Source organism: Vibrio sp. 10N.247.311.47 (assembly GCF_041467535.1).
Lineage (GTDB): Bacteria > Pseudomonadota > Gammaproteobacteria > Enterobacterales > Vibrionaceae > Vibrio > Vibrio crassostreae_C.
In genome coordinates, this window is the sequence record NZ_JBFSUR010000006.1 from 129,779 (window position 1) to 155,447 (window position 25,669).

Here is a 25,669-nt window from a genome sequence, read left to right on the forward strand (position 1 = left end):
CCCTCGGGATTATTTGAGCAGCCAAGCGAGCCTGGCTGCGGGGTAACGCTTTTCAATGTATCTTTTATCAAATCGTTAGATGTTGATTGCTGTCTCTAGAGCAACTTTCATCATGTCGTTGAAAGACTTTTGACGCTCTTCAGAACTTAGTTTTTCACCACGGATGATGTGGTCAGATACTGTTAGGATAGTTAGTGCTTTAGCACCAAGGTCTGCAGCAACGCCGTAGATACCAGCCGCTTCCATATCAACACCTAGGATGCCTAGCTTTTCCATTTTTTCGAAAAGGTCAGCTTCTGGAGTGTAGAAAAGGTCTGCAGAGAATACGTTACCAACTTTAACTGGAACTTCTTGTGCACGAGCTTGGTTTACTGCTTCTTCTAGAAGACCGAAATCAGCGATAGCAGCGAAGTCGTGGTTGTTGAAACGAATGCGGTTTACTTTTGAGTCAGTAGATGCACCCATGCCGATAACAACGTCCATTAGTTTAACGTCGTCACGTACCGCGCCACAGCTACCTACACGAATAACGTTTTTCACGCCGAACTCAGCGATTAGCTCGTGTACGTAGATGCAGCATGATGGGATACCCATACCGTGGCCCATTACAGAAACTTTCTTACCTTTGTAAGTGCCTGTGTAGCCAAACATGTTGCGAACGTCACAAACTTGCTTCACGTCATCAAGGAATGTTTCTGCAATGTATTTTGCGCGAAGCGGGTCGCCCGGCATAAGTACTGTTTCTGCGAAATCACCAGCTTGAGCATTAATATGAGGTGTAGCCATGGTCGTTCTCCAAAGTTTAAACGGTAATTATAGGAACAGGATTTAATCAATTACCGATTCTGTTGAATTGAATTCGTTTTGTTGAGGCAATATTAGCGAGTTAGAACGTGGATCCATGAGACTTTAGTCACAAAACAGGTCTGCCATTATAGTTTTATTAATATTGATAACTAAATCTGTTGAAAGCGTAAAGGCAATCGATTTTGTATGGGTTAATTGCAAGCGAATGAGAGGAAAAGGCCCACACATAAACTTGTTGTCTATCAGTTTCGAGACAACAATACGTTGTAGAGACGTTTGATCAGAGATAATCTAAACTTTGATAAAAGACAAACCAAGGATTTGTATGTCGCATTGCGCTAACTCGACGCCTTTGCCGTCAATGAAAACACGACTTCACAGGGCGGTGTCGCTTGTTGTAAGAACTACTTTGCTTGCCAGCGGGATAGCTTCATCGTGGGTGTCTGCTGCAACCTTTGAATTGCCACCAACGGAAAGCCGCATTGTGGGCAGAATCCAGCAGCATGAAGTGGCGGCGGGCGAAACCTTGGCCATCATTGCCAAGCAATACGATATTGGTTTTCTCTCTTTAATGGCAGCCAACAAAGGGGTGGATCCTTTTCTTCCCGCGGAAGGCTATGTGTTAAGCATTCCAAGCCGCTTGATTTTGCCTGACACCCCAAGAAAGGGGATTGTCATCAATCTTGCTGAGTTAAGGTTGTATTACTTTGAGCCTGAGAAAAATCAGGTGCATGTTTTCCCTGTCGGCATCGGTCGAGTGGGGCGTGATACTCCCGAGATGATCACCAAGATAAGCCAAAAAAGACCGAATCCAACATGGACGCCACCAAATTCAATCCGCAACGAGTATCTTGAAAAGGGCATTGAATTACCGAGAGTGGTTCCTGCCGGGCCGGAAAATCCATTGGGAGAGTACGCTTTGAGGCTTGCTTATGGCGCTGGCGACTATTTGATCCATGGTACAAACAAAGATTTCGGGATAGGTTTACGAGTTAGCTCTGGTTGTATCCGAATGGAACCTAAAGACATTGAGTGGCTGTTTGAGCAAGTGAACCGTGGTGAACAGGTCACCATTATCAATGAGCCGATTAAGGTGTCATTAGAGCCTGATAGAAGTGTGTTTGTAGAAGCGCACGAGCCATTAACTCGAAGTGATGGTTCAAAGAAATCATTACAGATCCCTGTGGAACTAAAATGGTGGCTTGAAGACGCAGAACTGCCAAATTCAAAGGCGAAAGCGGTTATCTTTGCTCAAAACGGCGTACCTGTAGAGATAGCACCACCTGTGATTGAGTTTTAATTCGATTGCCTCTTCTGCAACAAGGGGCGGTTTTATCTTGTTTACTCGCATTAGTGTCACCCAAAAAAAGCACCACATCCGATAAGAAGTGGTGCTGTCTATATACTGCTTTTTGCGACTTATTTAATCTACAGCTTAATCGCGATTAGATCTCAAACTACTTAGTGTAAGACTCAGCGATGTTGTCGATACGGTCGTTAGCACGGTCCGCTTCTTCTTTCGCTGCCATTGCGGCTGCTTCTGCTTCTTGAGCCTTCATTTCTGCGGCTGCTTTGTCACTCTTAAGTGCTTCAACTTCGCTTGTTAGTTGAGCGACTTGGTTAGTTAGTTGATCCATTTCTGACACTGCAGCTTCTTCTGGCTCTGAAGAACAACCGGCTAAAATGAAAACTGATGCTGCAGCTGCGATTAACGTCTTATTCATAAGAACTCCTTGCTTATTTATCATCAAAAGATGCGCTATACATTCTTTATCATATAGTCGCTTCATTAATGATTGTAGCGACTAATTTTTTAACTGCAAAAACAATAACTAAAGAAATTGCTAAATTTTTGAGTTAATTAGCTAAGTATCACGTTGTGTCTCATTTATGAGATGAAGGATTTAGAGACGACTTGAAGGTGTTTTTGGAGAGCTATCCCTTTGCTAGCAATGCATACGTTGTTCTAGCTAAAGATAGATAAAGGGATAAATTTACTGTGATCTCTATCCTTATAAAGTACTTTCGCGGTATCATGTCACGTTAAATTAATTTTATTCAATACCATCATGACTGGAGAGTCCTTTGCACTTTAAAGATTTAGGCTTAGATAACCGCTTACTGAAGAACTTAAAACATTACGACTTCAAGAAGGCGACAGAGATCCAATCAAAAGCGATCCCTGTTGCTATTGCTGGTAAGGATCTATTGGCTTCATCAAAAACGGGATCAGGAAAAACATTGGCGTTTGTGTTGCCAATGATACATAAAGCATTAAAAACAAAAGCGTTTTCTGCTAAAGATCCTCGTGGTGTAATTTTGGCTCCTACTCGTGAGCTAGCGAAGCAAGTTTACGGCGAACTGCGTAGCATGCTTGGTGGTCTGTCTTATGAAGCGGCGCTTATCTTAGGTGGTGAGAACTTTAACGACCAAGTTAAAGCACTGCGTAAGTACCCTCGTTTTATCGTTGCGACTCCAGGCCGTCTTGCTGACCACCTAGAACATCGTTCATTGTTCCTAGATGGTGTTGAAACGCTAATCCTTGATGAAGCGGACCGTATGCTTGATCTGGGTTTCGCTCCAGAACTTCGTCGCATTGCCAATGCAGCTAAACACCGTCGTCGTCAAACGTTGATGTTCTCTGCAACGTTAGATCACGCTGAAGTAAATGGCATTGCAAATGAAATGCTAGACGCACCTAAGCGTATCTCTGTTGGTGTTTCTAACGAGCAACACTTAGATATCACACAGAAATTCTACTTATGTGATCACCTAGATCACAAAGAAGCGATTTTAGACCGTGTACTGGAAGAAGCTGAATACCGTCAGGTAATGATCTTCACAGCAACACGCGCTGATACTGACCGTTTAACAGATAAGTTGAACGAGAAGAAGCTTAAAGCGGTAGCACTGAGTGGTAACCTAAACCAAACGCAACGTAATGCTATTATGAGCCAGTTCGAGCGTGCGGTTTACAAGATCTTGGTAACTACCGATGTTGCTTCACGTGGTATTGATATTCCAAACGTGAGCCACGTTATCAACTTTGATATGCCTAAGCATACGGAAGAGTACGTGCACCGTGTAGGTCGTACTGGCCGTGCGGGTAACAAAGGCGATGCGATTTCTTTGGTTGGTCCAAAAGACTGGGACAGCTTCAAGCGTGTTGAGCTTTACCTTCAACAAGATCTTACTTTCTCTGTGCTTGAAGGCCTAAAAGGTAAGTTCAAAGGTATTAAACCTCGTAAACCTGCGTTTGCTAAAGGCGGTCCTGCTAAGAAGAAGACCAACACTCAAGCGAAGAAAACGCCGAAGAAACCAGTTAAGCGCGATAAGAGCTTCCACCAGAATGTGGCCGTGGGTGATACCGTGTTTATCCCTAAGAAGAAAGTCGCACCAAAAGTGGACGACGAGTAATCACCAGCCAGTTTTAAAGCGTTTGCTAGTAAAACTGACATAAATAAAAACCGCCAATATTAGGCGGTTTTTTTGTATCTCGACCTTGGCTCAGCCATTACTTTTCGATATTTAGTTAGAAATTGAACGTCGAGAACGAATACGCCAAGATGTGGTCGGCAATGTATTTATGAGTAGCTGTAGTTGGGTGTGTCACGCCCCAAAATACATAACTGTCTGAACCATAGGTGGCACAGTCATTGGTTAAGCTGTGGCTTCGCAAGTAGTCCGCGGCTGAGCTTCGATTGATATTAAGACAAGCATCGCTCGCGTTTCGAAAGCCATGTTGTTCTGGGTTATCGGTAATGCTGGCGAACAACGCACTTGCATCGAACAACACCACGTTTTTCCCTATACCTTGGTAATACTCGGCTTGAGCTTTGATGAACTGGTTGAATTCTAAGATCTTGCCACGAACTTTTATTATCTCTTGTTCGGTAGAGTATTTGAATTGAGGGGCTTTGGTTGCATCGGGTAAGGTGAACAGCAGGATATTGTTCGCACCAGATTCTGTTAAGCGGATCAGCGCGCTGCTAAAGTCAGCCTTTACATCGGCGACTTCTCGGTTGTAATTCATGAAGTCATTGAGGCCAAACTCTAAAGTAAACAGTGAGTTTTCCGGACGATAGTTTTTGGCGACTTTCATGTAGGTCAGATAAGAGGTGACTTGATCATAAACACCAGTCAATGCCACGTATTGGTTGGTACCTGCGGCGCCACCCACAGCCCAGTTATACAGAGGGACATCTTTCGCTTTTGCTAAATACTCCGTCCAGACTAAACCATTCGAAAGTGCCCTAAAAACCACGAATCTGCGTTCGGAAAAAACCATTGTGAGCCATTAAATATATTACCAGTGTCGGACAGGCTATCACCAAAGATGACAATACGATTGATGCTATTGGCCTGGAACGCGTTATCGTTGGTCCAGATGGAGTGGTTGTAAGAGAAGCGATTATCTGCGGCAAAGTAGGTGATGTCAGCGGCGTCATGTTGGATGTCGAGCGTCTGTTCGCAACGCTGTTTGATTTCAGATTGAGGCGCATCACTGTAGAACATGTTTTTGAAAGAAACAGAAGACCACCAATATCCGTTGATCGTGTAGTAATCACCACTCTCTTTCTTTGCCCACTTCCAGTCGGTGGCTGGGGAATCATGAGAGGTATCGGTTCGATACCAACATCTAACATATGAATAGGTCTCTGAGCCTTGTGCACTGAGTACTTGTGCAGATGTAATCGATTCAGGTGTTGGTATTGAGTCTTCAGCGGCATAAGCGGCAAAAGGCAGGGCTAACGTGAGTATTAGAGCCGTATTTTTCATCACTGTATTCTCTTTTATATTTAGATGAGCCAAACAGAAACGCTGTTGCTTGTTGCTTGTTGCTTGTTGCTTGTTTCTTGATAAGTGGATAAGTGGATAAGTGGATAAGTGGATAAGTGGATAAGTAAATAACTGGTACGACCTATATCTAAAATCAATAATTAGCGTCAATATATTCAGGGTTATGGTGTGTCGTTAATGGAATAAGCCTCAAGTTATCAACGAGTTTTTGGTTGAAAAATACCTGTTTCCAAACGGTTATTTGTCGAATAATTTTGGTTTATTGAGAATGTTGAATTGATATTTGAGTCGGGATATTGAAAGAACAATCTCATCAACCTTAGTTAAATGTTAATTTAATCAATTGCTTATGTTTTGTTCTCCTGATTCTGTTTGCCTGATGTTCATCGCACCTGTTTAATTCAAGTTCGCCATCACAAATATGAAGTCGTTACTTTCTGTTTTATAAAATCATCATCTACGGTTCTTTTACTCATCAGAGGTCTAATCTGTTTAAGGAAAGAGCATTGAAAAAGATATTAATTTGGACGATAGCCTGCCTATCCAGTTTTGGCGTATATGCCGGAACGAGCGCATCAGCATTAGAAGCCAGCGGATACACTGAAACGAAATACCCCATTATGTTGGTACATGGTCTGTTTGGTTTCGATACATTAGCGGGCGTTGACTATTTCTATGGCGTACCTGAATCCCTAACCAAAGATGGCGCGAACGTATATGTCGCTCAGGTCTCTGCAACCAACAGTTCAGAGGTACGTGGTGAACAGTTACTCAGCCAAGTTGAAACGCTGTTAGCTGCAACAGGAGCAAGTAAGGTGAATCTGGTTGGTCATAGCCACGGTGGGCCTACGGCTCGTTATGTTGCGTCAGTTCGACCTGATCTTGTTGCTTCAGTGACCAGTATTGGCGGTGTGCATAAAGGTTCTAAGGTCGCTGATCTCGTTCGAGGGAACGTATCTGAAGGCTCTGTCACAGAAGGTATCGCGGTTAAATTAGCAGGTGGATTAACGACACTGATTAACCTTTTATCTGGTGGAACGGATCTCGACCAAGACGGCCTCGCTTCTCTTGAAGCATTGACCACAGAAGGCTCGCTAGCCTTCAACCAGTTTTACCCTGAGGGCGTTCCGACGTCTGAGTGTGGCGATGGTGAGTGGCAAGCAAGTAACGGCGTTTATTACTATTCATGGACAGGGTCTTCCACTTTTACCAACCTTCTTGATCCTACCGACGGAGCGATGACAATCCTAGGCTTAGCCTTCAACGAACCTAATGATGGCTTAGTAGGAGCATGCAGCGCGCATTTGGGCAAAGTGATTGGTGATGATTACAAAATGAACCACCTAGATGAGATTAATGGGTTATTGGGAATTCACCACTTGTTTGAGACAGATCCTGTAACACTATATCGTCAGCATGCCAATCGATTGAAGTTGGCTGGCTTGTAGTCTGCAAAGCCGTTTAATAAGAAAACAAGGGAAGTATGATGAAAAAGACCGCCATTTTGTCGATAACCACGATAGCCCTGATGAGCACAGCGGCGGTCTTTTTATATCTAAATAATCAAGATACACATACTGACGACGAACAACGCGTCTCCTCATTGAAAGTCACCTCTCAGCAAGATACCGACATCGATAACGCATCAGCAAAAGACATGATGGAATATTTCGTGTCAGGTAATGCAGAATTAACCCTTGAAGATATTCGAGACAACGTGGCGAAACACCACGAACAAGCATCAACAACCGTGGTTGATGAAGCACTGTTTGCCAAATATCTTGAGTATAAGTCGGCACTGACATCGTTGGACGTGCAGTTCGGTACCACATCCATTTCCGCTGATGATCTACGTGCACTCAATCAAGCGCTCCTTGACCTCCAAGCTCAGTTTTTCAGTGAGAGCGAGATAAGTATTCTGTTTACGCACGACAACAGAATGAGAGAAATCGCCTTAGAAAAGTTACTTCTGAAACAGGAGGGATTAGAGGATGAAGAATACCAACAAAGACTCGAATCCTATCTATCTGAGCAACCTGATTATGTTCAGTCGAGTCACCAGAATCAGGTGTTACTCCAACAGCTCTCTAGCTCTGAAGGTCTCGATGAACAGGGTAAATACTTAAAGAGAAGCGAACTTGTCGGTGAAGAAGCAACCCAGAGACTTGAAGCACTTGATAAACAAAGAGCGGCCTTTGAAGACTCGTTAGAGGTCTACTTCGCAGAACGAAATGATGTCTTGAAAGATTCATTCCTATCAAAAACCGAACAACAAGAGAAGATTGCGCAACTTAGGACTGAACATTTCCTACCAGAACAGCTTAGAAGGGTAGAAGCGATTGAAAGAATTCGAGCGGCTGAATCTCGCCAGTAGTGTCTAAAAGCGAAAAACCAGCCATGATGGCTGGCTTTTTGTTTATCGGCGAGTTCTAAAGAGCATACAGCCTGAATCTGTTTGCCTTGAACTTCGTACCTTGAAGCCTATACCTTAAAGTAATCCAACTGCTGCTTCTGTTGTTCTGCTAGGTTAGAAAGCTCGTGGCTTGCTGCAGCGGCTTGAGTAATGCCGGTAACGTTTTGGCTTACTAGGCTGTAGATGTTTGAGATGTTACGGTTGATGTCTGAGGTTACTTGGCTTTGCTCTTCGGCGGCAGAGGCAACCTGAGTGTTAATCTCAGTCATGTCCGTTACCGAGTTAGCAATGCCTGAAAGCGCCGCGCTTACTTCACCTGCAAGAGTTTGGTTGTGTTCCAGCATAGATAATGAGCTGCTCATGCTTTCATTCGCGTTACCGGATTGAACCTGCAAACCTTCTATGATGGTTTGGATCTCTTTGGTTGAATCTTGTGTACGTGCCGCTAGCATTCGAACTTCATCAGCAACCACTGCGAAACCACGACCGCTTTCACCTGCACGAGCGGCTTCGATTGCTGCGTTAAGCGCCAGCAGGTTAGTTTGTTCAGAGATACTTTGAATTACCTCAATCACTTTACCAATCTGTTCAGAGTGCTCTTTTAGCGTGCCCACAACATTTGCGGCTTCGCTTAGCTGAATCGCCATCTGTTCGTTAGCTTTGTTGCTTTCATTAAACAAGCTCATGCTGTGTGTCGCCATTTCGTCAGCTTGCTTAGACGCTGAGTCGGCTTGTACTGCGTTCTCATTAACGTGTGCTGCTGTGCTTTCCAATTGGTTCACAGCAGAAGCAACTTGCTCCACCTCTTGCTTCTCTTGGTCTGAGTTAACGCTGGACTGTGTCATTACAGCCGCTAGCTCTGTCGACGCAGAAGCCACTTCGATACTGATTCGAGACAGCGAGCTTACCGTGTCACGCAGCTGTTCAACAGACTGGTTTACGTCTTGCGCTAGGCGTGAGATTTCGTTGTCGCCATACTCTTCTGCTTTAACTAACAAGTTACCTTTTGCTACTTCCCGCATCGTTTCTTGAATGTTGCTGATCGGCTTAACAATGATACCAGCCAGCGTCCAACTGATAATTAGAGCTACAGACAGGATCACCAACAGTGCAATGGTCGCAGTAGTCAGCGTGCTAGCGTGTTGCTGGCCGTTGATGTCGACCTCTTGAGTGGCAAGCAAGTTCAGCTTTTTAGACAGAGTATTGATCGCTTGCGATCTGGTAGCGGTTTTCAAAATCTGAAGATAGTGATGCATCGCCGTGTTTCGCTCTTAATAGCGGAAGCATGGTGGTACGAGAAAAATCGACATAGTGATTCATCGCTTTGTTCATCGCGGCCACTTCATCTTGCATGCCTGGCACTGTGTCTAATGAATTCAGTAGGCGAGTATTCTGATCGCGTTTTTGGTTTAGTGTTTCAACCAATGTTTTTACGTCATCAGCATTGAATAGACTGTAAATCGCTTTGATGCGCATGCCATAGCTGTTGTCGACGATTTCGCTAAGTTCTTCTTTATGTAAGATTAACTGGTCGGTTGCTACTGACACATCTTTGAATGCACTTTCTAGTTTTTCACCACCGATAATGACACCGGCTAAAAGTAAGACAACGGAAAATAGTACGGGTATAAGAATTTGTATTTTGATTGATAAGCCACTGAGAAGTTGGCGCATGTAATGTCCTTCTTTGAATAAAATAAAAAGATGAGAATTATTATTATTAGAATTAGTTGGCGATTCTAACTAATGAGACTGACAATTCAATCAGTAAAGGCTTTGATTTCGTTATATGCGATAGGTATTTGATATAGATGGTTGTTTATTGTTCTAAATGGCGATAAAGGTGGATCTATTTATCCATCGTGTTAGGGCTAATTGATTGATAAATAGAGAAATATATTGGTTAGTATTCGATATAAATAGGGAAGGAAATCTAGCTTTTTGGTGCTCAAACGATGGTGAGACCTGCATTCACTAACTGCATCTGATGGGGGCGCGACTATCAATTCATCGAGTAGGAGAGAAATTAGCCATTAATTTGTAGTTGTCATATAGGCTTCAATTAAGTGAAACACAACTGTCACATTCGGATTCTAAAGTAGGCCTCGTTCAAGCAAAACATTACGGCAATAACGCCACTAAAGGAAATTTGTGATGAAAAAGACAGTTATCGGTGCAATCGCACTACTAGGCGCTCTAACAGTGAATACAGCTTCAGCTAAAGAAACTATCTCTGTAGTTGGCTCTAACAGTGCTTCTCCACTGGTTGAAGTTTTTGCAGAAACCTACATGAATAAAGGCGAACCAGTGTTCATCGAAATTCAAGCACCAGGTTCTTCTGCAGGCATCAAAGCAGCAAAAAATGGAAGTGCTGACCTTGGTATCTCTTCTCGTGACCTAAAAGAAGAAGAGAAAACAGCTGACCTGAAAGAGCTAGTTATCGCTCGTGACGGTATCGCAGTTGTTGTTAACCCGAACAACGAAGTATCTGCTCTTACTGCTGAGCAAATCACTTCAATCTACAAAGGCGACATCACTAACTGGAAAGATGTTGGCGGTGCTGACAAGCCAATCGTAGCAATCACTCGTGATACTGCATCAGGTACACGTGGTGCATTCGAAGACATCATGAAGCTTAAGAAGAAGATTGGCGATAAGAAAGTATCGGCTATCTCTCAACGTGCACAAGTTGCAAACGGTAACGGCGCACTTAAAGTTTCTGTAGCAAGCAACCCATACGCTATCGGCTTTATCTCTCTAGGTACAGTTGACGAATCTGTTCAAGCTCTAACTATCGACGGCGCTGCTGCGACTGTAGACAACGTTAAGAACGGTTCTTACAAAGTTGCTCGTCCATTCCTAGTTCTTTACAAAGCAGGCGCTCCAACAGCTGAAACTCAACAATTCCTAGATTGGATGGTTGCAGATGAAGCTCAAGCTATCGCTGGTAAGAAAGGCTACATCACAGTTAACTAATCTTAACTGACTCAATCTTAATTATTGCTCAGCCTGCTTTAGGCTGAGCCTTTTCTTTCAACTTTGTTTATTTCGAGCTCTTATTGAGCCACAAAGTTTGAGATTTTATATATGACCATCGCAAATAGTGAAAAGCTTATGAATACTGAAGCGACTCAAATCAACAAGCCAAGTCTACGTGCTAAGAAGCGCATCGACTGGAGAGAAAGAATCTTCCACGGCTTGTTCTTATCGAGTGCTGTAATCGGCATCGTATCACTAGCCGTTATCGCTTACTTTATCGTTGCAGAGAGTATCCCTGCATTCCAAGAGGCCGGTGTTTCTGGCATCGTTCTGGGTGTTGACTGGTTACCTCCAGCTCTATTCGGTGTTGCAACCATGATTGTTGCATCGATTGTTTCGACACTTGGAGCTGTAGTTGTTGGTGTGCCAGTTGGTGTATTAACCGCTATTTTTATTGCTGAGATTGCTCCAAAGCGTCTTGCAGATATTATTCGACCAGCAGTTGAGCTTCTAGCGGGTATCCCGTCGGTAGTTTACGGCTTCTTCGGTCTAGTAATTATCGTTCCAATGATTCAAAACGTTTTCCAAGTACCAGCGGGTAACACTATCCTGGCGGGTATCATTGTTCTGGGTATCATGATTCTTCCTACCGTTATCACGGTTTCTGAAACTTCGATTCGTGCGGTACCTCGTACATACAAAGAAGGTTCACTTGCACTGGGTGCTTCGAAAATCTACACGATTTTTAAGCTACTCGTTCCTGCTGCACGTTCAGGCATTATGACTGGTGTGATTTTGGGTATCGGCCGCGCACTTGGCGAAACGATGGCAATCATCATGGTTATGGGTAACGCGCCAGCAATGCCAGAAGGCATTTTGGACTCTGCTCGTACGCTAACAGCAAACATTGCAATTGAAATGTCTTACGCAAGTGGCGTTCACGCTAACGCACTGTACGCAACAGGTGTTGTACTTCTAGTGTTCATCATGATGTTAAATGGTGCTCTACTTTATCTTAACCGTGAAAAAGCGAAGTAGGCGAGGATAAGTAATATGGATCGCGTAAAACTAAAACAAGCACGTCAAACCAAAGATAACATCCTAAAAGGTTTTATCTGGGCAGCTGCAGCTGTAACCGTTGGTTTCTTATTCTGGATTATTTGGTACATCCTATCGAACGGTCTGCAATACGTAGATTGGAACTTCATCACTGACGATTACACTCGTACTGGTGAAGAACGTGGTATTTTCCCAATGATCATTGCCACGATCTACATGGTAATCGCATCGATTGCGGTAGCCGCGCCACTGGGCATCATGACGGCGATATACTTAACTGAATATGCGAAAGTAGGTAGCCGATTGGTGAAAGTGATTCGATTCTGTACTGAGTCGTTAGCTGGTATCCCATCGATCATCTTTGGTCTGTTCGGTATGACCTTCTTTGTTTCGATTCTTGGTCTTGGCTTCTCGATTCTGTCGGGTGCACTAACGCTAAGTATCCTGATTCTTCCTGTAATCATTCGTACTACAGAAGAAGCATTGATGGCAGTGCCACAAACTTACCGCGAAGGCTCATACGGCCTTGGCGCTTCAAAAATCTACACTATTTGGCGTTTGATCTTACCAAGCGCAATGCCAGGTATCTTAACTTCGGTCATTCTTAGTATTGGTCGTGTAATTGGCGAATCAGCACCTGTATTTTTAACAGCAGGTATGGTGGCACGTGTTCCTGAGTCGGTATTCGATTCTGGCCGTACACTAACGGTTCACCTATATAAGCTGACAACAGAGCTATTTACTATCGATGAGTGGAACCAAGCCTACGGCACGGCGACAGTCCTAATCGTACTGGTTCTCTTGATCAACATGGTTACAAAACTGATTGCGAGACGCTTCAACACGGCAACTTACTAAGCTCATTAGCTGGCTCATAAATAAAGCGAGCCCCCGTGATAAAGAAAGCATCAAGTTAGACACGAATTTAAGAATTTAGAGATTACGAACATGAATAAATTTGATATTGAGAACCTAGATCTGTTTTACGGCGACAACCAAGCGCTTAAATCTATCAACCTGCCAATTCCAACTCGCCAGGTTACTGCTCTGATTGGCCCGTCTGGCTGTGGTAAATCAACACTATTGCGTTGTTTGAACCGCATGAATGACCTAATTGAAGGCGTTACGATTAAGGGTAAGCTGGATATGGATGGCACTGACATCTACGGTAATATCGATGTCGCTGACCTACGTATCCGCGTAGGCATGGTATTCCAAAAGCCAAACCCGTTCCCAATGAGCATCTACGAGAACGTGGCATACGGCCTACGTGCTCAAGGTATCAAAGACAAAAAACACATCGATGAAGTGGTTGAGCGCTCGCTACGCAGTGCTGCACTGTGGGATGAAGTAAAAGACCGTCTTAAAGCGCATGCATTTGGTCTGTCTGGTGGTCAACAACAGCGTCTATGTATCGCACGTACCATTGCAATGGAACCAGATGTAATCCTGATGGATGAACCAACATCGGCTCTAGATCCAATCGCGACACACAAGATTGAAGAATTGATGGAAGATCTGAAGAAAGACTTCACTATCGTTATCGTAACGCACTCAATGCAGCAAGCGCGTCGTATCTCAGACCGTACTGCTTTCTTCCTAATGGGAGAGCTTGTAGAGCATAACGAAACCAGCGTTATCTTCAGTGAACCAAAAGATGATCGTACTAAAGGTTACGTAAACGGTGACTTCGGTTAATCGATTATTTACGTGCGGTGTTTAAGCGATTAGATACCTGTGCACACTAACTGAAACGCAGGTTAGATAATCGAATAGAACAACAGAATTATCACTATAACTATAAGCGATGGAAGTTTTGCCCCACTATAGGTGGGGCTTTTTTATGTGTCTAAAAAATCCCCAATGTCGATGTGATTTTGGGCAGAGAATCCCATTTTTGTCGTCCTTCTCATGCTTGTGATAATGTTAAAGGTGAAACTGCGACCCGCTTAACATCTCATTTTTACTTACATTGATTGCATATCAAGCCTTCTGTATTTTTGCTTTATTCTTAATCGCCAATGGAAGGAAGCTGTGCCTGTTAAAGCCTTTGCAAAACAAATATCTGCGACACGCGACCATCGTCTGTTGGCTGAGTCTCTTTTTGACTATCTGGTTAAGGTACTTACTCCAAAAGGGATAGGAATATTTGCTGAACCGACGCCGGAGAGCGACGCATTACCGCTTTTTTCTTATGGCGACCTAACCTCATTGGCGAGCTACCCCTCTACATTTTGGCCGTGGGTCTCACAGTTTGATACCGCAGACGGGGTTTTGCCAATGGCTATCAACACCTGCAAGTGGGAACACATGAAAGTGCTTGGTGGGGAGTCGTTTATCATGATGCTCGACAACGCACCTGCCTCCAGAACTTATTTAATTGTTCAAAATTGCAATGCTGAGAAGGTTAATCAAACCTTTGACCAAGATCTTGATGTGTTACAGCTCGCGGCTGCCCGTTGGCAATGTATTCGTGCCGAAAAGAACGCGGCGCTAGAAATCAAACACAGAGACACACGTGAAGCTCAATACTTAGATGAGATAAAGTTACGTGAGCTGTTTGTAGAGAACATGAAGCTGGTTCATCAGGTCGCGCTTGAGCTTTCTAACCCTGAGTCACTCGATGCTTTGTATAAAGCATCGGTTGAGGCTGTGCGAGACAGGTTAGGGTTTGATCGTGCGATCTTCATGTTGCTTGATATGAAAAAGCGTTGTTTCAGCGGCACTTATGGCACTGACGAAGCGGGTAAAACCAACAGTGAACACCACACTCAATACGATTTGCACCAACTTGAAGCGGAATACATTGAAGCGCTGTCTGATAACCATACTAATCTAGTCATCATCGATAATGCGCCCCTGTATACAGAAGGTAAGGTGGTCGGGCAGGGGTGGAATGGCATGCTTATCTTGCGTGAAGGCGACAAACCTGTCGGCTGGATCGCCATGGATAACTACATTCATCGCTCACCGATTACTAACTATCAAAAGCAGATGCTTGAGTCTTTTGGCTCTTTGCTTTCTCAAATCTATATTCGCAAGCGCCAAGAGCAGAACATACGTATGTTGCACTCGAGCATGGTTGAGCTGTCTCGATGCGATAGCGTCAGTGAAGTCTGTAAGTCCGCGGTTAGTTTTGCGATTCAACATCTAGGTATCGATCGACTGGCTGTTTTCCTAACAGACAAAAAGTGCAGTTACATGCAAGGTACTTGGGGCACTGACATCAAAGGCGATATTGTCGATGAGTCCTATTATCGCTCTGAGCTGGTGGAACGTGACATTGTAGCCGCAGCTCGTGCTTGCCCTAATCAAGTTGCCTTTGAAGAATCAGTTCCTATCTATCACGATTTCAATATTGTGGGAGTCGGTTGGACGGCAATGACCATGCTCACCACCAATACGGGTGAGCCGATTGCGTTTATCGCTGCTGATAACTTGTTAACACGCAGCCCTTTAACTTCCCAGCTTCGCGAAGTAATTCGTATCTTTGCCTCTAGCCTCGCAGAGGTGTTGCAAAGAACCATGGCGCAAGAGGAACTGAAAAAGCTCAATGAAACATTGGAGCAAGAAGTCAGTAAGCGTACCCAAGAGCTAGAGTTGGCGAATGAGCAATTGGATATCATTTCTAAATTAGACCCACTGACGCGCCTTGGAAACCGCCGTATGTTGTCGCAGGTTCTAGAAGACTTGAACGGTGACGATCAAGGTGCCTTTGCCTTACAGAACGAAATTACATTTGGCTTGATTCTTGTCGACCTCGACCACTTTGGTTTGTACAACAGTGTCTATGGTCATACTGAAGGGGATGCGGCTCTGAGGACGGTAGGTGAGATACTGAATGCCCATGTTCACAATGATAAAGAAACCTTCTGCCGGATTGGCGGAGAGGAGTTTATGTTGTTGATGATTGGCACGAATCACTCAGAGACAAAGCAACGTGCAGAGTCGATTAGAAAATGCATTGAAGAGGCAAAAATCCTGCATTGTGAAAGTAGTACCAGCCCATATTTAACGGCATCCGTTGGCTATGCCTCGATAACGTCTGACCAGCATCAGTTCGATTTTGATTTGTTGTATGGCAAGGCAGATAAAGCCTTGTATCAAGCCAAAGACTCGGGGCGAAATCGAATTGTTTCTGCCTTAAAACGTAAAAAAGTCACAGCCTCTCTTTCTTAAAATAAAGGCCGTTGATCTCAAGATGATCAACGGCCTTTGTGTTTTACTGTTCTTGATGAACAGCGTCGACTAAAGATTTTCTAGCGAACTATTATGCTTTTTACTCGCAACTCTCTTGGGCTTCTTCACAGTTTTGATTGCCAGCTCAGGGCTCCATGTTTGGGCTGGTGAACCGGCTTCACCATAAAGGCTTTGGTTTAGCTTGGTGAGTTCGGCTTCAACGGTTTGTAACGTCTCATCACTTAGATCTGTATTTTCATATTTCCATTGCTCAAATAAGGTTCTGGTCATCACGCCATCTTTCGTTCTTAGAGCTTCAATAAGCGCTTCTGCGGTATCTGATTGACGTTCAACAGTGTGTGTTGGTTTTGTCGTTACACCGCGGCGTGACCAGAAGTAGAATGCCAATGCTGAGCTGATTAGCCACAAAGCTGCAAATAGGGCGGTGAGATAAGGCCAGAACCCTGGGTTATCGACGTTAATCACCGTTGGCGCTGTTTGTTGGAGCGGCACGCTAGCAACAGGAGGTGCGCTTGATACAACACGATCACTTGCTGTTACTGTTAGCTCTAGGCCCTGAGCTTTACTGGTTTGTTCTGATTGGGCATCAGTATTGAACCAAGCTTGGGAAACATCCGGAAGTGAGATGTTTCCTGCCTCTTTTGGGATTAGAACCTGTTTATACACCACCACCGCATCGCCGGACTGTGTGGTACCAAATTGCGGCTTTTCTTCATAAACACGAACCGATTTAGGGTAGGTGATATTCAGCTTCGGCAGTTGGTGCTGCGTTAAGTTACTCGCCGTCATGGTAATAGTACGAGTTAAAGAATCCCCCGCTTCTATTTCGATGGCTTGCTTGTCGCCTTCTAATCCATTGGTACTGGTTAATTCGTTACCTTGGCTATCCGACCATTGCTGTATCAATTTGAAGTTTGATGTTGGTAACCACTCACCCTTGTAGCCTTTTGGCACATCCTTTACGGTGACATCTAAGGTTTCAACGGGTGTGTCGAGTTGGAACAAACGTGTTGTACTAGAGTTATTGGTTGAGTAGACAACAGCTCCTGTTAGCTTCGGCCCGTTCAGCTTAAATTGACCTGCTTTTTGTGACGAGATACGGAATGACTGTTGAACTACCGTCACCTCCTTTCCATTGAGAACGTCTTGAAATTGCTTCGATTCCCCAATAGGTTCCACATCTAAGCCTGAAGAGCTCGGTGGCGCGATTTTCGGATCTTGAAGCCTTCTTGGATCCGCTTTAATGATCAGCTTTACATCAAGCTCTGCGGTCTCTTGTGGGTATAGTGAGTTCTTGCTGAGATTAAGTTGAAACTCAGCCATGTCATGTTGAGTTGGCGCCGCTTTATTAACGGCGACATTGATGGTGATAGGCTTGGTTTTAGCCCCTTCAATGTCAAAGCTAGGGATCTGTATCCGGCCTAAGCGCAGTGGAGCAAGGGTGATGTTCCACTCGCTTGACACCGAACGGCTGCCATTGACGATTCGCATCGACGAGCCAAAGCTTGGTGTACCGACATAGAAGTCCTGCTGGAGCGCTGTTAGATCTAGAGCATCAGAGGAGACCTTTTCATCGGTTGCAACTCTAAGAAGGAACACTTCATCTTTGGTGACACTGTTATGTGAAACGCTCGCCACGGCGTTTGCAGCCAATACTGAGAAGGACGAGAAAGCTCCCAACAACAATGTTAGGAGTACGGATAAAAATGGCTTGTTTAAAAATCGCATGGTTACCACTTTTTGTTCTGGTTGTTAGGAGCACTTTTTTGTTGTGCTTGTAAAATCATTTGCGCTTTAAGCAGTTGGCTTGGGTCACGCGCACTCTCTACCTGCTCAAGCTTTCGCATATCCGGGTCATTTGATAGCGGCTTCTCTGAGGCTTGTGCTACAGCTTGTTGAGCATCTTTAGCACCTTTCTCGTTTGAAGCTTGCTGTGCACTTGCACTTTGAGGCTGCGACTTATCCTGTTCTTTTTCCTCAGACTGGTTTGCTGTACTTGGCTGCTTAGATTGCTCGCCCTCTTGTTCGCCTGCGTTTGCACTCGATTGGTCTTCGGCTTGATCTTGGTTTGTGTTTTGAGATTGGCTATCAGCTTTGCTCTGCGAATTTTCAGCGTCTGCAGAGTTTTGTTGTTGATCCTGTGAGCCTTGCGAAGAATCATTTTGCTGACCTTGCTGACCTTGCTGACCTTGCTGACCTTGCTGACCTTGCTGACCTTGCTGACCTTGCTGATTTTGGTCATTCTGGTCTTTGGAGTCAGAATCGCCTTGCTGTTGCTGTTGCTGTTGCTGTTGCTGTTGCTGTTGCTTCTGGGCTTGTTCGACGACCTCTAAGTTCTTCTTCGCATAAGCATGCTCAGGGTTGATTTCGAGAATACGTTGATACTCTTCTATTGCTTGATCGTACTTACCTTGTTGGGCTTGGGCGTTAGCAAGGTTGTAGCGAGCATCTTCACCAGAAAGGTCTTGCAGCGTCTGCTCTGCGGCTTCGAAATCACCGGCTTTGTATTGAGCAATGCCTTTCCACTCTTGTTGGGTGAACTGTTCAGCAGCTTGTTGGAAGTCCTCGTCCTGATACAGCTGATAGCCTACTTGATCATCGGTTTTCCACGGGTTCGCAAACGCAGTATTTGGTTGGCTAAAAGAGATAACTCCAGCTAAGGCACACCAAATAACCCCTTTCCTGAATAATCCAAGTGCCGGAAGTAATAGCAAAGGCAGTAACCAGAAACCGTTGTTTACTCTGGTGTTGAGTGAGTTCTTGGTCTTGGTTACTTCCAATGTTGTTGCAACGCGGTCGAGGTAGCTCGCGATGTGTTCAACATCTGAGTTATCAAATTGAACTTCAGTGAACGTGCCACCATAGCTGCGTGTAAGCTCGCGCATGTTCTTCAAGTTGGTTCTTGCCACCACGGTTTGTCCTGAGTCGCTTTGCAGCATCGACCCCGTAGGTAACGAGATTGGCGCACCGTTTTCACTCCCTACAGCTAGAATCGACAATGTCCAATCGTTGCCATAGAGTAGGGAGTCGATCTGCTTCTTCTCTTGGTCATCGATGTCATCAGCAATCAATACCAAATCACCTTGGTAGATATTCGCGCGAGTCATCATATCAATCGCAAGCTTAACGGCTGATGCGGCATCACCACCTTGATAAGGCATGATATCTGGCGATAGGTTAGGCACTAGGTTTTTGATGGTGTTGATGTCTGACGTTAGCGGGCTAATGGTGTAAGCATCCCCAGCATACGCCACCATGCCTGTTAGCCCTTCCTTCCATAATGAAAGCAGATCAAGAGCCTTGTATCGCGCTTGAGTTAAGCGATTCGGCTTAATATCTGTGGCATACATTGACATCGACATGTCCATGATCACAACTCGTGCCTGCGTTTTTTCAAAGCTTGGTTGTTCGTTTTTCTCGAAGCTTGGCCCAGCTAACGCAATAACGCCGACCAGCCACCAAATACCGAAGTAAGTACTGCGATTTTTCGATGGCTTGCTTGATTCTGGCGCCAAGTAACGGGCGATGTGTGACGCGAGTAATCCTTGTTTGGACTGTGTCTTGCTCAGCCACCAAATAGCGGGCAGCACGGCAAGCGCCAAGAACCAATATGGGTAGATAAAAGTAAAGTTAGACATTGTTTCTCCTAATGGCTAACAGCATAAATGCGAAGAACATTGCCGCCGACAGTGGCCATACAAACCACTCTTGTTGCGGTCGCCAGATCTTAGTGGCGTTCGTCACGGGCTCTAACTGGTTAATGGTGTCGTAAATCGTCGCTAACTCTTTGCTGTCACGCGCTCGGAAGTACTGACCGCCGGTGCGTTTGGCAATTTCTATTAGTGTACGTTCATCCAAGTCTTGAGCAGTATTGACTTTGCGCGTCATGAAGAACTCTTTGACCATCATCTCGCCTGCACCGACGCCCACGGTGTAAATCGTTGCGTCGTATTTCTTTGCAATATCCGCCGCTTCTAATGGGTCTAATACCCCGGCGGTATTACTGCCGTCGCTGAGTAGAATCATTACACGTTGGGGCGCATCGCTATCGACAAAGGTTTTGGTGGCAAGACCAATACCATCACCAATCGCTGTTTGAGTACCAATCAGCTTTAACACCGCTTGATTGAGCTGTTGTGAAAGCGTATCTCTATCTAGCGTAAGCGGGGTCTGCAAGTAGGCGTGATCAGCAAATAACACCAGTCCAACTCGGTCGCCTTTTCGTCGCTCAATAAAGTCACTCAATACGCGTTTCACCGCCGACAAGCGGTCGATGTATTCGCCATTGAACTGCATGTCTTCTTGGCTCATCGAGTAGGAGAGGTCGACAACCAACATCAAATCACGATGTTTCGGTTGAAACTCTACCGGTTCGCCATACCATACAGGGCGCGCGCTCGCCGTAACCAGCAGAAGCCAGATAATCACGGACAACGCCTTTGGTAAGCGACTGCTCGGTGTTTTGGTATTACTGTCTTCTGGCAGAAATGGAAGTCTTAGGACATGGCTTGATTCTGACTTTGGTGAGAACAAGTAAACGAGCAACGGCAGTGGCGCGATGAAGAACATCCACCACCAAACGAACTCGATGTTTAGCAAGTCCCCGCTTAGAAACATAGGGCTTAGAAAATCACTCATAAAGACCTCGCTTAGGAGGAAGGGCTTTACGAAGCCAAGTTTCGCAATCATTAACTAATTGTTGTTGAGCCTTTTTCTGTTCGTCGTTCATAAGGGCTACATCTTGATAGAGCGCTTGTTGCCACTGGGATTGTTTTGCTACAAATAACGGCTTCGCCAATTGCGCATCTAAGAACTTCAACCAATCATCACCAGACAAACCTGCAATTTTTTCACGAGGGAAATAGCTCAGTGCTGCTTGACGAACGATGTCTTGAGCTTTGCTCGGAGACAAGCCATCTTGGGACTGACTATTACTAAAGTAAGACAGCGCTTCTTGTTTCGCCTGTTGATTGTTTTTTCTACGTTTTAGAATGAAAAACACCAAGGCAATCAGGAAAATGGCTGTGATAATGACTGCCCACCAACCCCACGCCAAAGGCCACCAAGTCGGGGCGTCTGGCGCAATCACCGGACTTAAATCTAAGGGCTGTTTCATGACTGAGCTCCTGATATCTGGCTCATGAGTGACTGCGCACTCGACAGCGAGCTATAAGGTATCGCGAGAGATAACCCCATCTGTTGCAGCTGCTGTTTCTTAAGCGAAAAAGCATGGTTAAGCTTTTGCTTTTCTTTATTAGAAGAGAAATTAAACCATTGAGTTTTGCTGCCATCGGTGACCTGTTTAGAGCCTTTATAGGTGGTTTCACCTTGCTCTAGCGGGTCGTAGAAATGCACAAGACGTACTCTGTTGTGTCGGCGAATTTGACTGATAAGTGAGTAGTCACTTTCTTGGTAACGCACAAAGTCACTGAGCATAATAATATCGCTTCCTTTAGGGCAAAGCTGGTGCAGAGATTTCAGTCCATGCTCTAAGGTCGTGTCATTATGATTGTCGTGATTAGTCAGTGCCGTATTATTGATTTCTATGACTTTTTGCAAAATACGCAGTGGAGCATGGTTGCTTGCACTTGGCTTAATCTCAATGACCTCTTTGCCAGTATCGATCACCGCGCCAATTCGATCTTTTTGAGCCACAGTAAGCCAGCACAGTTGGCTAGCAAAGTGTGCAAGTTGAACCGATTTCAGCAACAAGGTTGAGCCGAAAATCATACTGCTTGATAGATCCAAGAATAAAATGACAGGCTGTTCTCGTTCTTCAGAGAAAAGTTTGGTATGCGCTTTGCCCGTTCTGGCTGTTACACGCCAATCAATGCTGCGAATGTCATCTCCCGCTTGATATTGACGAACTTCAGAGAAATTCATCCCGCGACCTTTACGGTTGCTCTCGTGTTGGCCGTTAAGCTGTGACCAAAGGCTCTTGGCGGGAGGCAACCAGCGAACAGACTGCGCTTTGTATTGCAGCAGCTCATCCAGATTTAACGTGACGCCGTCACTATGGTTGGGTAGTTGATTATTCATGCGCGTATCCCTATGCGCTGCCAACCAATGAAATAAGGTGTGCGATCACTTGGTTTGCGGTGACACCTTCAGCTTGTGCGTGGTAGCTGCGCAGTAGACGGTGGCGTAACACAGGGAATGCCATCGCTTGAACGTCTTGTGGCGTGACGTAATCTCGTCCTGCAAGCCAAGCGTGAGCGCGGGCACAACGGTCTAACGCAATGGTTGCACGCGGGCTGACACCCATGTCTAACCATTGATCAAGTTGGTCACTGTATTGCTTAGGTTGGCGAGTCGCCATAACCAGTCTGATGATGTACTGCTCAATGGTGTCTGCCATGTGAATGTTGAGCACTTCTTGGCGCGCTTCAAAGATCGTTTGCTGAGATATCTGTTGTGGCTGAGCTGATTCGTTACCTTGAGCCTCACCACGGTTGAGTCGTAAGATCTCAAGCTCGCTTTCCATATCTGGGTATTCAACCTCTAGGTGAAGCAAGAATCGGTCTAACTGAGCTTCCGGTAGCGGGTAAGTCCCTTCTTGTTCAATTGGGTTCTGTGTTGCCATTACCAAAAATAGCTCAGGCAGCGCATAGGTTTTTCGACCGGCAGTTACTTGTTTTTCTGCCATCGCTTCCAGCATTGCCGCTTGAACTTTCGCCGGAGCTCGGTTGATCTCATCCGCTAGAATCAGTGAGTTGAAAATCGGGCCTGATTGGAAGGTGAACTCCCCAGTCTCAGGGCGAAAAATGTCGGTACCCGTCAAATCAGCTGGCAACAGATCGGGAGTGAATTGAATACGGTGGAAGTCACCCTCAACACAGTCAGCCAATGATTTTACTGCGCGAGTTTTTGCTAAGCCGGGAGGTCCTTCAACGAGGATATGACCATCTGCTAAAAGGGCGATCATCAGTTGCTTAACGAGCTCTTTTTGACCAATGATTTGAGACTCTAGATAGTTTTGAAGGACTTCGAAATTTGTTTTGTGCATTTTGGACTCTCTGGGTATCCATTTGATTTTTATTTTGAGTATTGGTCACTGATTTCGAGGAAAAAGTTCCAGTACATTTGCGTAATTTATTTTTTCAAAATTGGAAATATTTACAAGTGGTTAGCTAAAAACATCGTTAGGTTGTGATTATTACTATATCAATTGGTTTTTATATACAAAAGCTCGGCGGTGGGGAGTGGTTTGAGTTCGGTTGGGTCTCAGGGGGTGAGAACTAAAATTGACTCTCGACAATGCGGTATTTGCTTAGTTAATTCATGCTCAAGGTGAATATTTCTAATTGTTACATCATATTTGCAGTTTTTTGAGAAGAAAGTCTCTAGTTTTATTGGTTGTGGCCGATACATCACTCAGATTGTGCATTGCTTGTTGGAGTGCACTAAAAAAGTCCTGTTCAGGGTATACCAATAACGAGCGATTCTTTTTAAAGGTCCAAATATGTTTAAAACTAACTCTCTGAGTATCAAGCAAAAAGTTGTACTTGGAATTACCTTTGCGGTTCTTGCATCGACAGTGATTGTCGGCGCAATGGCACAACAACAAGCAAGAGATGTATTAAGTCATCGATTGATCGATATTGAACTTCCAGGAATGCTAGAGCGAATCAATGGTGAAATTGACCGAGAAGTCTCTCAGCTATTACTAGCGGCGGAGCAAATTGCTTCAAATGAATTTATTTCTGATGCTATCGAATCGACCGATCGCGATCCCGCACTAGAAAATAAACTGGTGAAACAGCTGAACAATGTTCGTAACCAGTATCAGTTGAACGATGCCTCAGTGGCGAACCGTCAAACTGCTTACTACTGGAACCAAAATGGCTTCCTACGTCAGTTAAACCAACAGCAAGATGGTTGGTTCTTTGGCTTTACGCAATCTGGACAGCCGACCATGGTGAGCATGTTCCAAGAAGCCAATGGCGAAGTGAAGATGTTTGCTAACTACCAACAGCCTTCTGGTTTGGCTATGTCTGGTCTATCAAAGTCGATGGATGACATGGTTAACCTGCTGAACGGTTTCAAGATTGAAAATACCGGTTTTGTCTTCTTAACCGATAGCCAAGGTGATGTTCAAATTCATCGCGAGCGTTCTCGCAGTGACTCTTCACTTCAACAACTTTACGGTCCTCAAGCAAGCCAACTACTGAACAAGTCGGGCTTCAACCTGATTACTACAGAAAGCCAAGGCCAAGAGCTGTTCGTGGCGAGCTTGTATGTGTCTTCAATGGACTGGTTCGTTATTGGTGTGGTACCAACCGGTGAAGTGTTTGCTGAGCTTGATGCGACTGCGCAGAAGATGCTGATCATGACTGCGGTTGTGGCGTTAGTCTTTATCCTAATGGGCGTAGTTCTGGCGAACAGCATTACTCAACCGATCAAGCTTTTGGCTAAGCGTTTCGGCGACTTAGGTGAAGGCGACGGTGACCTTGCACAGCGTATCGAAGTGAAAGGCAACGATGAAATTGCACAGCTTTCAAAAGGCTTCAACGGATTCATTGAAAAGATTCACGAGTCGATGAAAGAGGTGTGTTCGACAAGCCAAGCGCTTCAAGTGGCGGCAGAGAGTGTTTCTAGCAAAGCCCACATCACCCACGACAACAGCCAAGAACAGCGCGACCAAACGCTTCAAGTGGTGGCTGCAATTAACCAAATGGGTATGACCATCAGCGAGATTGCATCGAACGCGGCAACCGCAGCAGAAACGGCAACTCAAGCTTCAGGCAATACGGAAGTAGGCCGCTCTGTGGTGAACAAAGCAAAAGACGCGATCAGTCGTTTGGCGCAAGATATTGAAAGCACGGGTCAGGTAGTAGAGCAACTGGCTTCTACAACTCAAGACATCGGTTCTATTCTGGGTGTTATTCGTGATATTTCAGAGCAAACTAACTTACTCGCATTAAACGCTGCAATTGAAGCCGCCCGTGCTGGTGAGCAAGGTCGTGGTTTTGCGGTTGTAGCGGATGAAGTACGTAACCTAGCAAGCCGTACCGCAGATTCAACGGAAGAGATTCAAAAGATGATCAACCAACTGCAAAGCGATGCTAAAGATGCGGTAACGGCAATGAGTGCGGGTAAGGTGATTACCCTTGAAGGTGTATCGGCTTCGGATGAAGCGGTAGACGTGCTGAGTGGCATTTCAGACCGTATCGTTGATATCACAGACCGTAACACTCAAGTGGCAACGGCAACGGAAGAGCAATCAACCGTAGTTCACACCATCAACCAGAACATTGAAGAGATTAACGCAATCAACGAAGTGACAACGGGCACGGCTGAGCAACTTGCTGAAGCGAGCCAAGAGCTTCGTGATCTATCGTCTCGTCTAGATAAGATGGTTGGTTCATTTAAGCTTTAATCCCTTTAAGCTGTAGCATGGCTTACAAAGAT

At 45.0% G+C, this 25,669-nt stretch carries 18 protein-coding genes and 2 pseudogenes; 10 read left to right on the forward strand and 10 right to left on the reverse strand.

All coding sequences use genetic code 11. The features are described 5' to 3' along the window. Positions 1 to 75: 75 nt before the first annotated feature. Positions 76 to 786 (reverse strand): purine-nucleoside phosphorylase, encoded by a 711-nt coding sequence (gene deoD, locus AB6E51_RS06360; RefSeq protein ID WP_017061880.1) that lies wholly within the window; start codon positions 784 to 786, stop codon positions 76 to 78. A 346-nt stretch (positions 787 to 1,132) separates the two neighbouring features. Here deoD and AB6E51_RS06365 point away from each other — a divergent pair, with 346 nt between their 5' ends. Then, entirely contained in the window at positions 1,133 to 2,107 is a 975-nt protein-coding gene (locus AB6E51_RS06365) for a L,D-transpeptidase family protein (protein ID WP_029235850.1), read from the forward strand. A 157-nt stretch (positions 2,108 to 2,264) separates the two neighbouring features. Here the strand turns inward: AB6E51_RS06365 and AB6E51_RS06370 are convergent, their stop codons facing one another. Then, the gene (locus AB6E51_RS06370; RefSeq protein WP_017064250.1) at positions 2,265 to 2,531 is read right to left on the reverse strand and encodes an Lpp/OprI family alanine-zipper lipoprotein; all 267 of its coding nucleotides are present in this window, start codon (positions 2,529 to 2,531) and stop codon (positions 2,265 to 2,267) included. Positions 2,532 to 2,892: 361 nt separating this feature from the next. Here AB6E51_RS06370 and AB6E51_RS06375 point away from each other — a divergent pair, with 361 nt between their 5' ends. Beyond that, entirely contained in the window at positions 2,893 to 4,224 is a 1,332-nt protein-coding gene (locus AB6E51_RS06375) for a DEAD/DEAH box helicase (RefSeq protein ID WP_017061883.1), read from the forward strand. 115 nt (positions 4,225 to 4,339) lie between these two features. Here AB6E51_RS06375 and AB6E51_RS06380 read toward each other — a convergent pair. Beyond that, positions 4,340 to 5,586 (reverse strand): annotated as a pseudogene (locus AB6E51_RS06380) (SGNH/GDSL hydrolase family protein). 527 nt (positions 5,587 to 6,113) lie between these two features. Here AB6E51_RS06380 and AB6E51_RS06385 point away from each other — a divergent pair. Next, positions 6,114 to 7,055, forward strand: coding sequence for a triacylglycerol lipase (locus AB6E51_RS06385; RefSeq protein ID WP_050547032.1), 942 nt, complete (start codon positions 6,114 to 6,116; stop codon positions 7,053 to 7,055). Between the two features lie 38 nt (positions 7,056 to 7,093). Continuing rightward, on the forward strand, positions 7,094 to 7,981 hold the full coding sequence (locus tag AB6E51_RS06390) for a lipase secretion chaperone (RefSeq protein ID WP_017060037.1): 888 nt from the start codon (positions 7,094 to 7,096) through the stop codon (positions 7,979 to 7,981). Positions 7,982 to 8,088: 107 nt separating this feature from the next. Here the strand turns inward: AB6E51_RS06390 and AB6E51_RS06395 are convergent. Then, positions 8,089 to 9,694 (reverse strand): annotated as a pseudogene (locus AB6E51_RS06395) (methyl-accepting chemotaxis protein). A gap of 480 nt (positions 9,695 to 10,174) precedes the next feature. Between AB6E51_RS06395 and AB6E51_RS06400 the strand changes: the two are divergent. From AB6E51_RS06400 to AB6E51_RS06420, 5 genes are all read left to right on the forward strand, one after another. Continuing rightward, positions 10,175 to 10,996 carry a phosphate ABC transporter substrate-binding protein gene (locus AB6E51_RS06400; RefSeq protein WP_017064254.1) on the forward strand — a complete coding sequence of 274 codons (822 nt, stop codon included), beginning with the start codon at positions 10,175 to 10,177 and terminating at the stop codon, positions 10,994 to 10,996. 111 nt (positions 10,997 to 11,107) lie between these two features. Next, on the forward strand, positions 11,108 to 12,037 hold the full coding sequence (gene pstC / locus AB6E51_RS06405; protein WP_017064255.1) for a phosphate ABC transporter permease subunit PstC: 930 nt from the start codon (positions 11,108 to 11,110) through the stop codon (positions 12,035 to 12,037). A gap of 15 nt (positions 12,038 to 12,052) precedes the next feature. After that, positions 12,053 to 12,916 carry a phosphate ABC transporter permease PstA gene (gene pstA / locus AB6E51_RS06410; protein ID WP_017064256.1) on the forward strand — a complete coding sequence of 288 codons (864 nt, stop codon included), beginning with the start codon at positions 12,053 to 12,055 and terminating at the stop codon, positions 12,914 to 12,916. A gap of 90 nt (positions 12,917 to 13,006) precedes the next feature. Then, positions 13,007 to 13,756 (forward strand): phosphate ABC transporter ATP-binding protein PstB, encoded by a 750-nt coding sequence (pstB, locus tag AB6E51_RS06415; RefSeq protein ID WP_004737715.1) that lies wholly within the window; start codon positions 13,007 to 13,009, stop codon positions 13,754 to 13,756. Between the two features lie 336 nt (positions 13,757 to 14,092). Further along, positions 14,093 to 16,237 (forward strand): GGDEF domain-containing protein, encoded by a 2,145-nt coding sequence (locus AB6E51_RS06420; protein ID WP_017064257.1) that lies wholly within the window; start codon positions 14,093 to 14,095, stop codon positions 16,235 to 16,237. A gap of 69 nt (positions 16,238 to 16,306) precedes the next feature. On the opposite strand, the gene AB6E51_RS06425 is transcribed toward AB6E51_RS06420, so the two are convergent. From AB6E51_RS06425 to AB6E51_RS06450, 6 genes are read right to left on the reverse strand one after another with little or no spacing between them, the layout of a single operon-like run. Beyond that, on the reverse strand, positions 16,307 to 17,986 hold the full coding sequence (locus AB6E51_RS06425) for a BatD family protein (RefSeq protein WP_372057811.1): 1,680 nt from the start codon (positions 17,984 to 17,986) through the stop codon (positions 16,307 to 16,309). 2 nt (positions 17,987 to 17,988) lie between these two features. Beyond that, the gene (locus tag AB6E51_RS06430; protein ID WP_372139843.1) at positions 17,989 to 19,896 is read right to left on the reverse strand and encodes a VWA domain-containing protein; all 1,908 of its coding nucleotides are present in this window, start codon (positions 19,894 to 19,896) and stop codon (positions 17,989 to 17,991) included. Beyond that, entirely contained in the window at positions 19,889 to 20,896 is a 1,008-nt protein-coding gene (locus AB6E51_RS06435; protein WP_017060042.1) for a VWA domain-containing protein, read from the reverse strand. Before AB6E51_RS06435 ends, AB6E51_RS06430 begins: the two co-directional genes overlap by 8 nt. Further along, a complete protein-coding gene (locus AB6E51_RS06440) occupies positions 20,889 to 21,374 on the reverse strand; it encodes a DUF4381 domain-containing protein (protein ID WP_065583800.1) in 486 nt (161 codons plus the stop codon). The genes AB6E51_RS06435 and AB6E51_RS06440 overlap by 8 nt, the downstream gene beginning before the upstream one ends. Next, positions 21,371 to 22,297: a DUF58 domain-containing protein gene (locus AB6E51_RS06445; RefSeq protein ID WP_017060044.1), complete on the reverse strand. Its 927-nt coding sequence runs from the start codon at positions 22,295 to 22,297 to the stop codon at positions 21,371 to 21,373. Before AB6E51_RS06445 ends, AB6E51_RS06440 begins: the two co-directional genes overlap by 4 nt. 10 nt (positions 22,298 to 22,307) lie before the next feature. Further along, positions 22,308 to 23,264, reverse strand: a complete 957-nt coding sequence (locus tag AB6E51_RS06450) for a MoxR family ATPase (protein ID WP_017072421.1) — start codon at positions 23,262 to 23,264, stop codon at positions 22,308 to 22,310. A gap of 456 nt (positions 23,265 to 23,720) precedes the next feature. Between AB6E51_RS06450 and AB6E51_RS06455 the strand changes: the two genes are divergently transcribed. Beyond that, positions 23,721 to 25,637 (forward strand): methyl-accepting chemotaxis protein, encoded by a 1,917-nt coding sequence (locus tag AB6E51_RS06455; RefSeq protein WP_017060046.1) that lies wholly within the window; start codon positions 23,721 to 23,723, stop codon positions 25,635 to 25,637. The last annotated feature ends 32 nt before the right edge of the window (positions 25,638 to 25,669 follow it).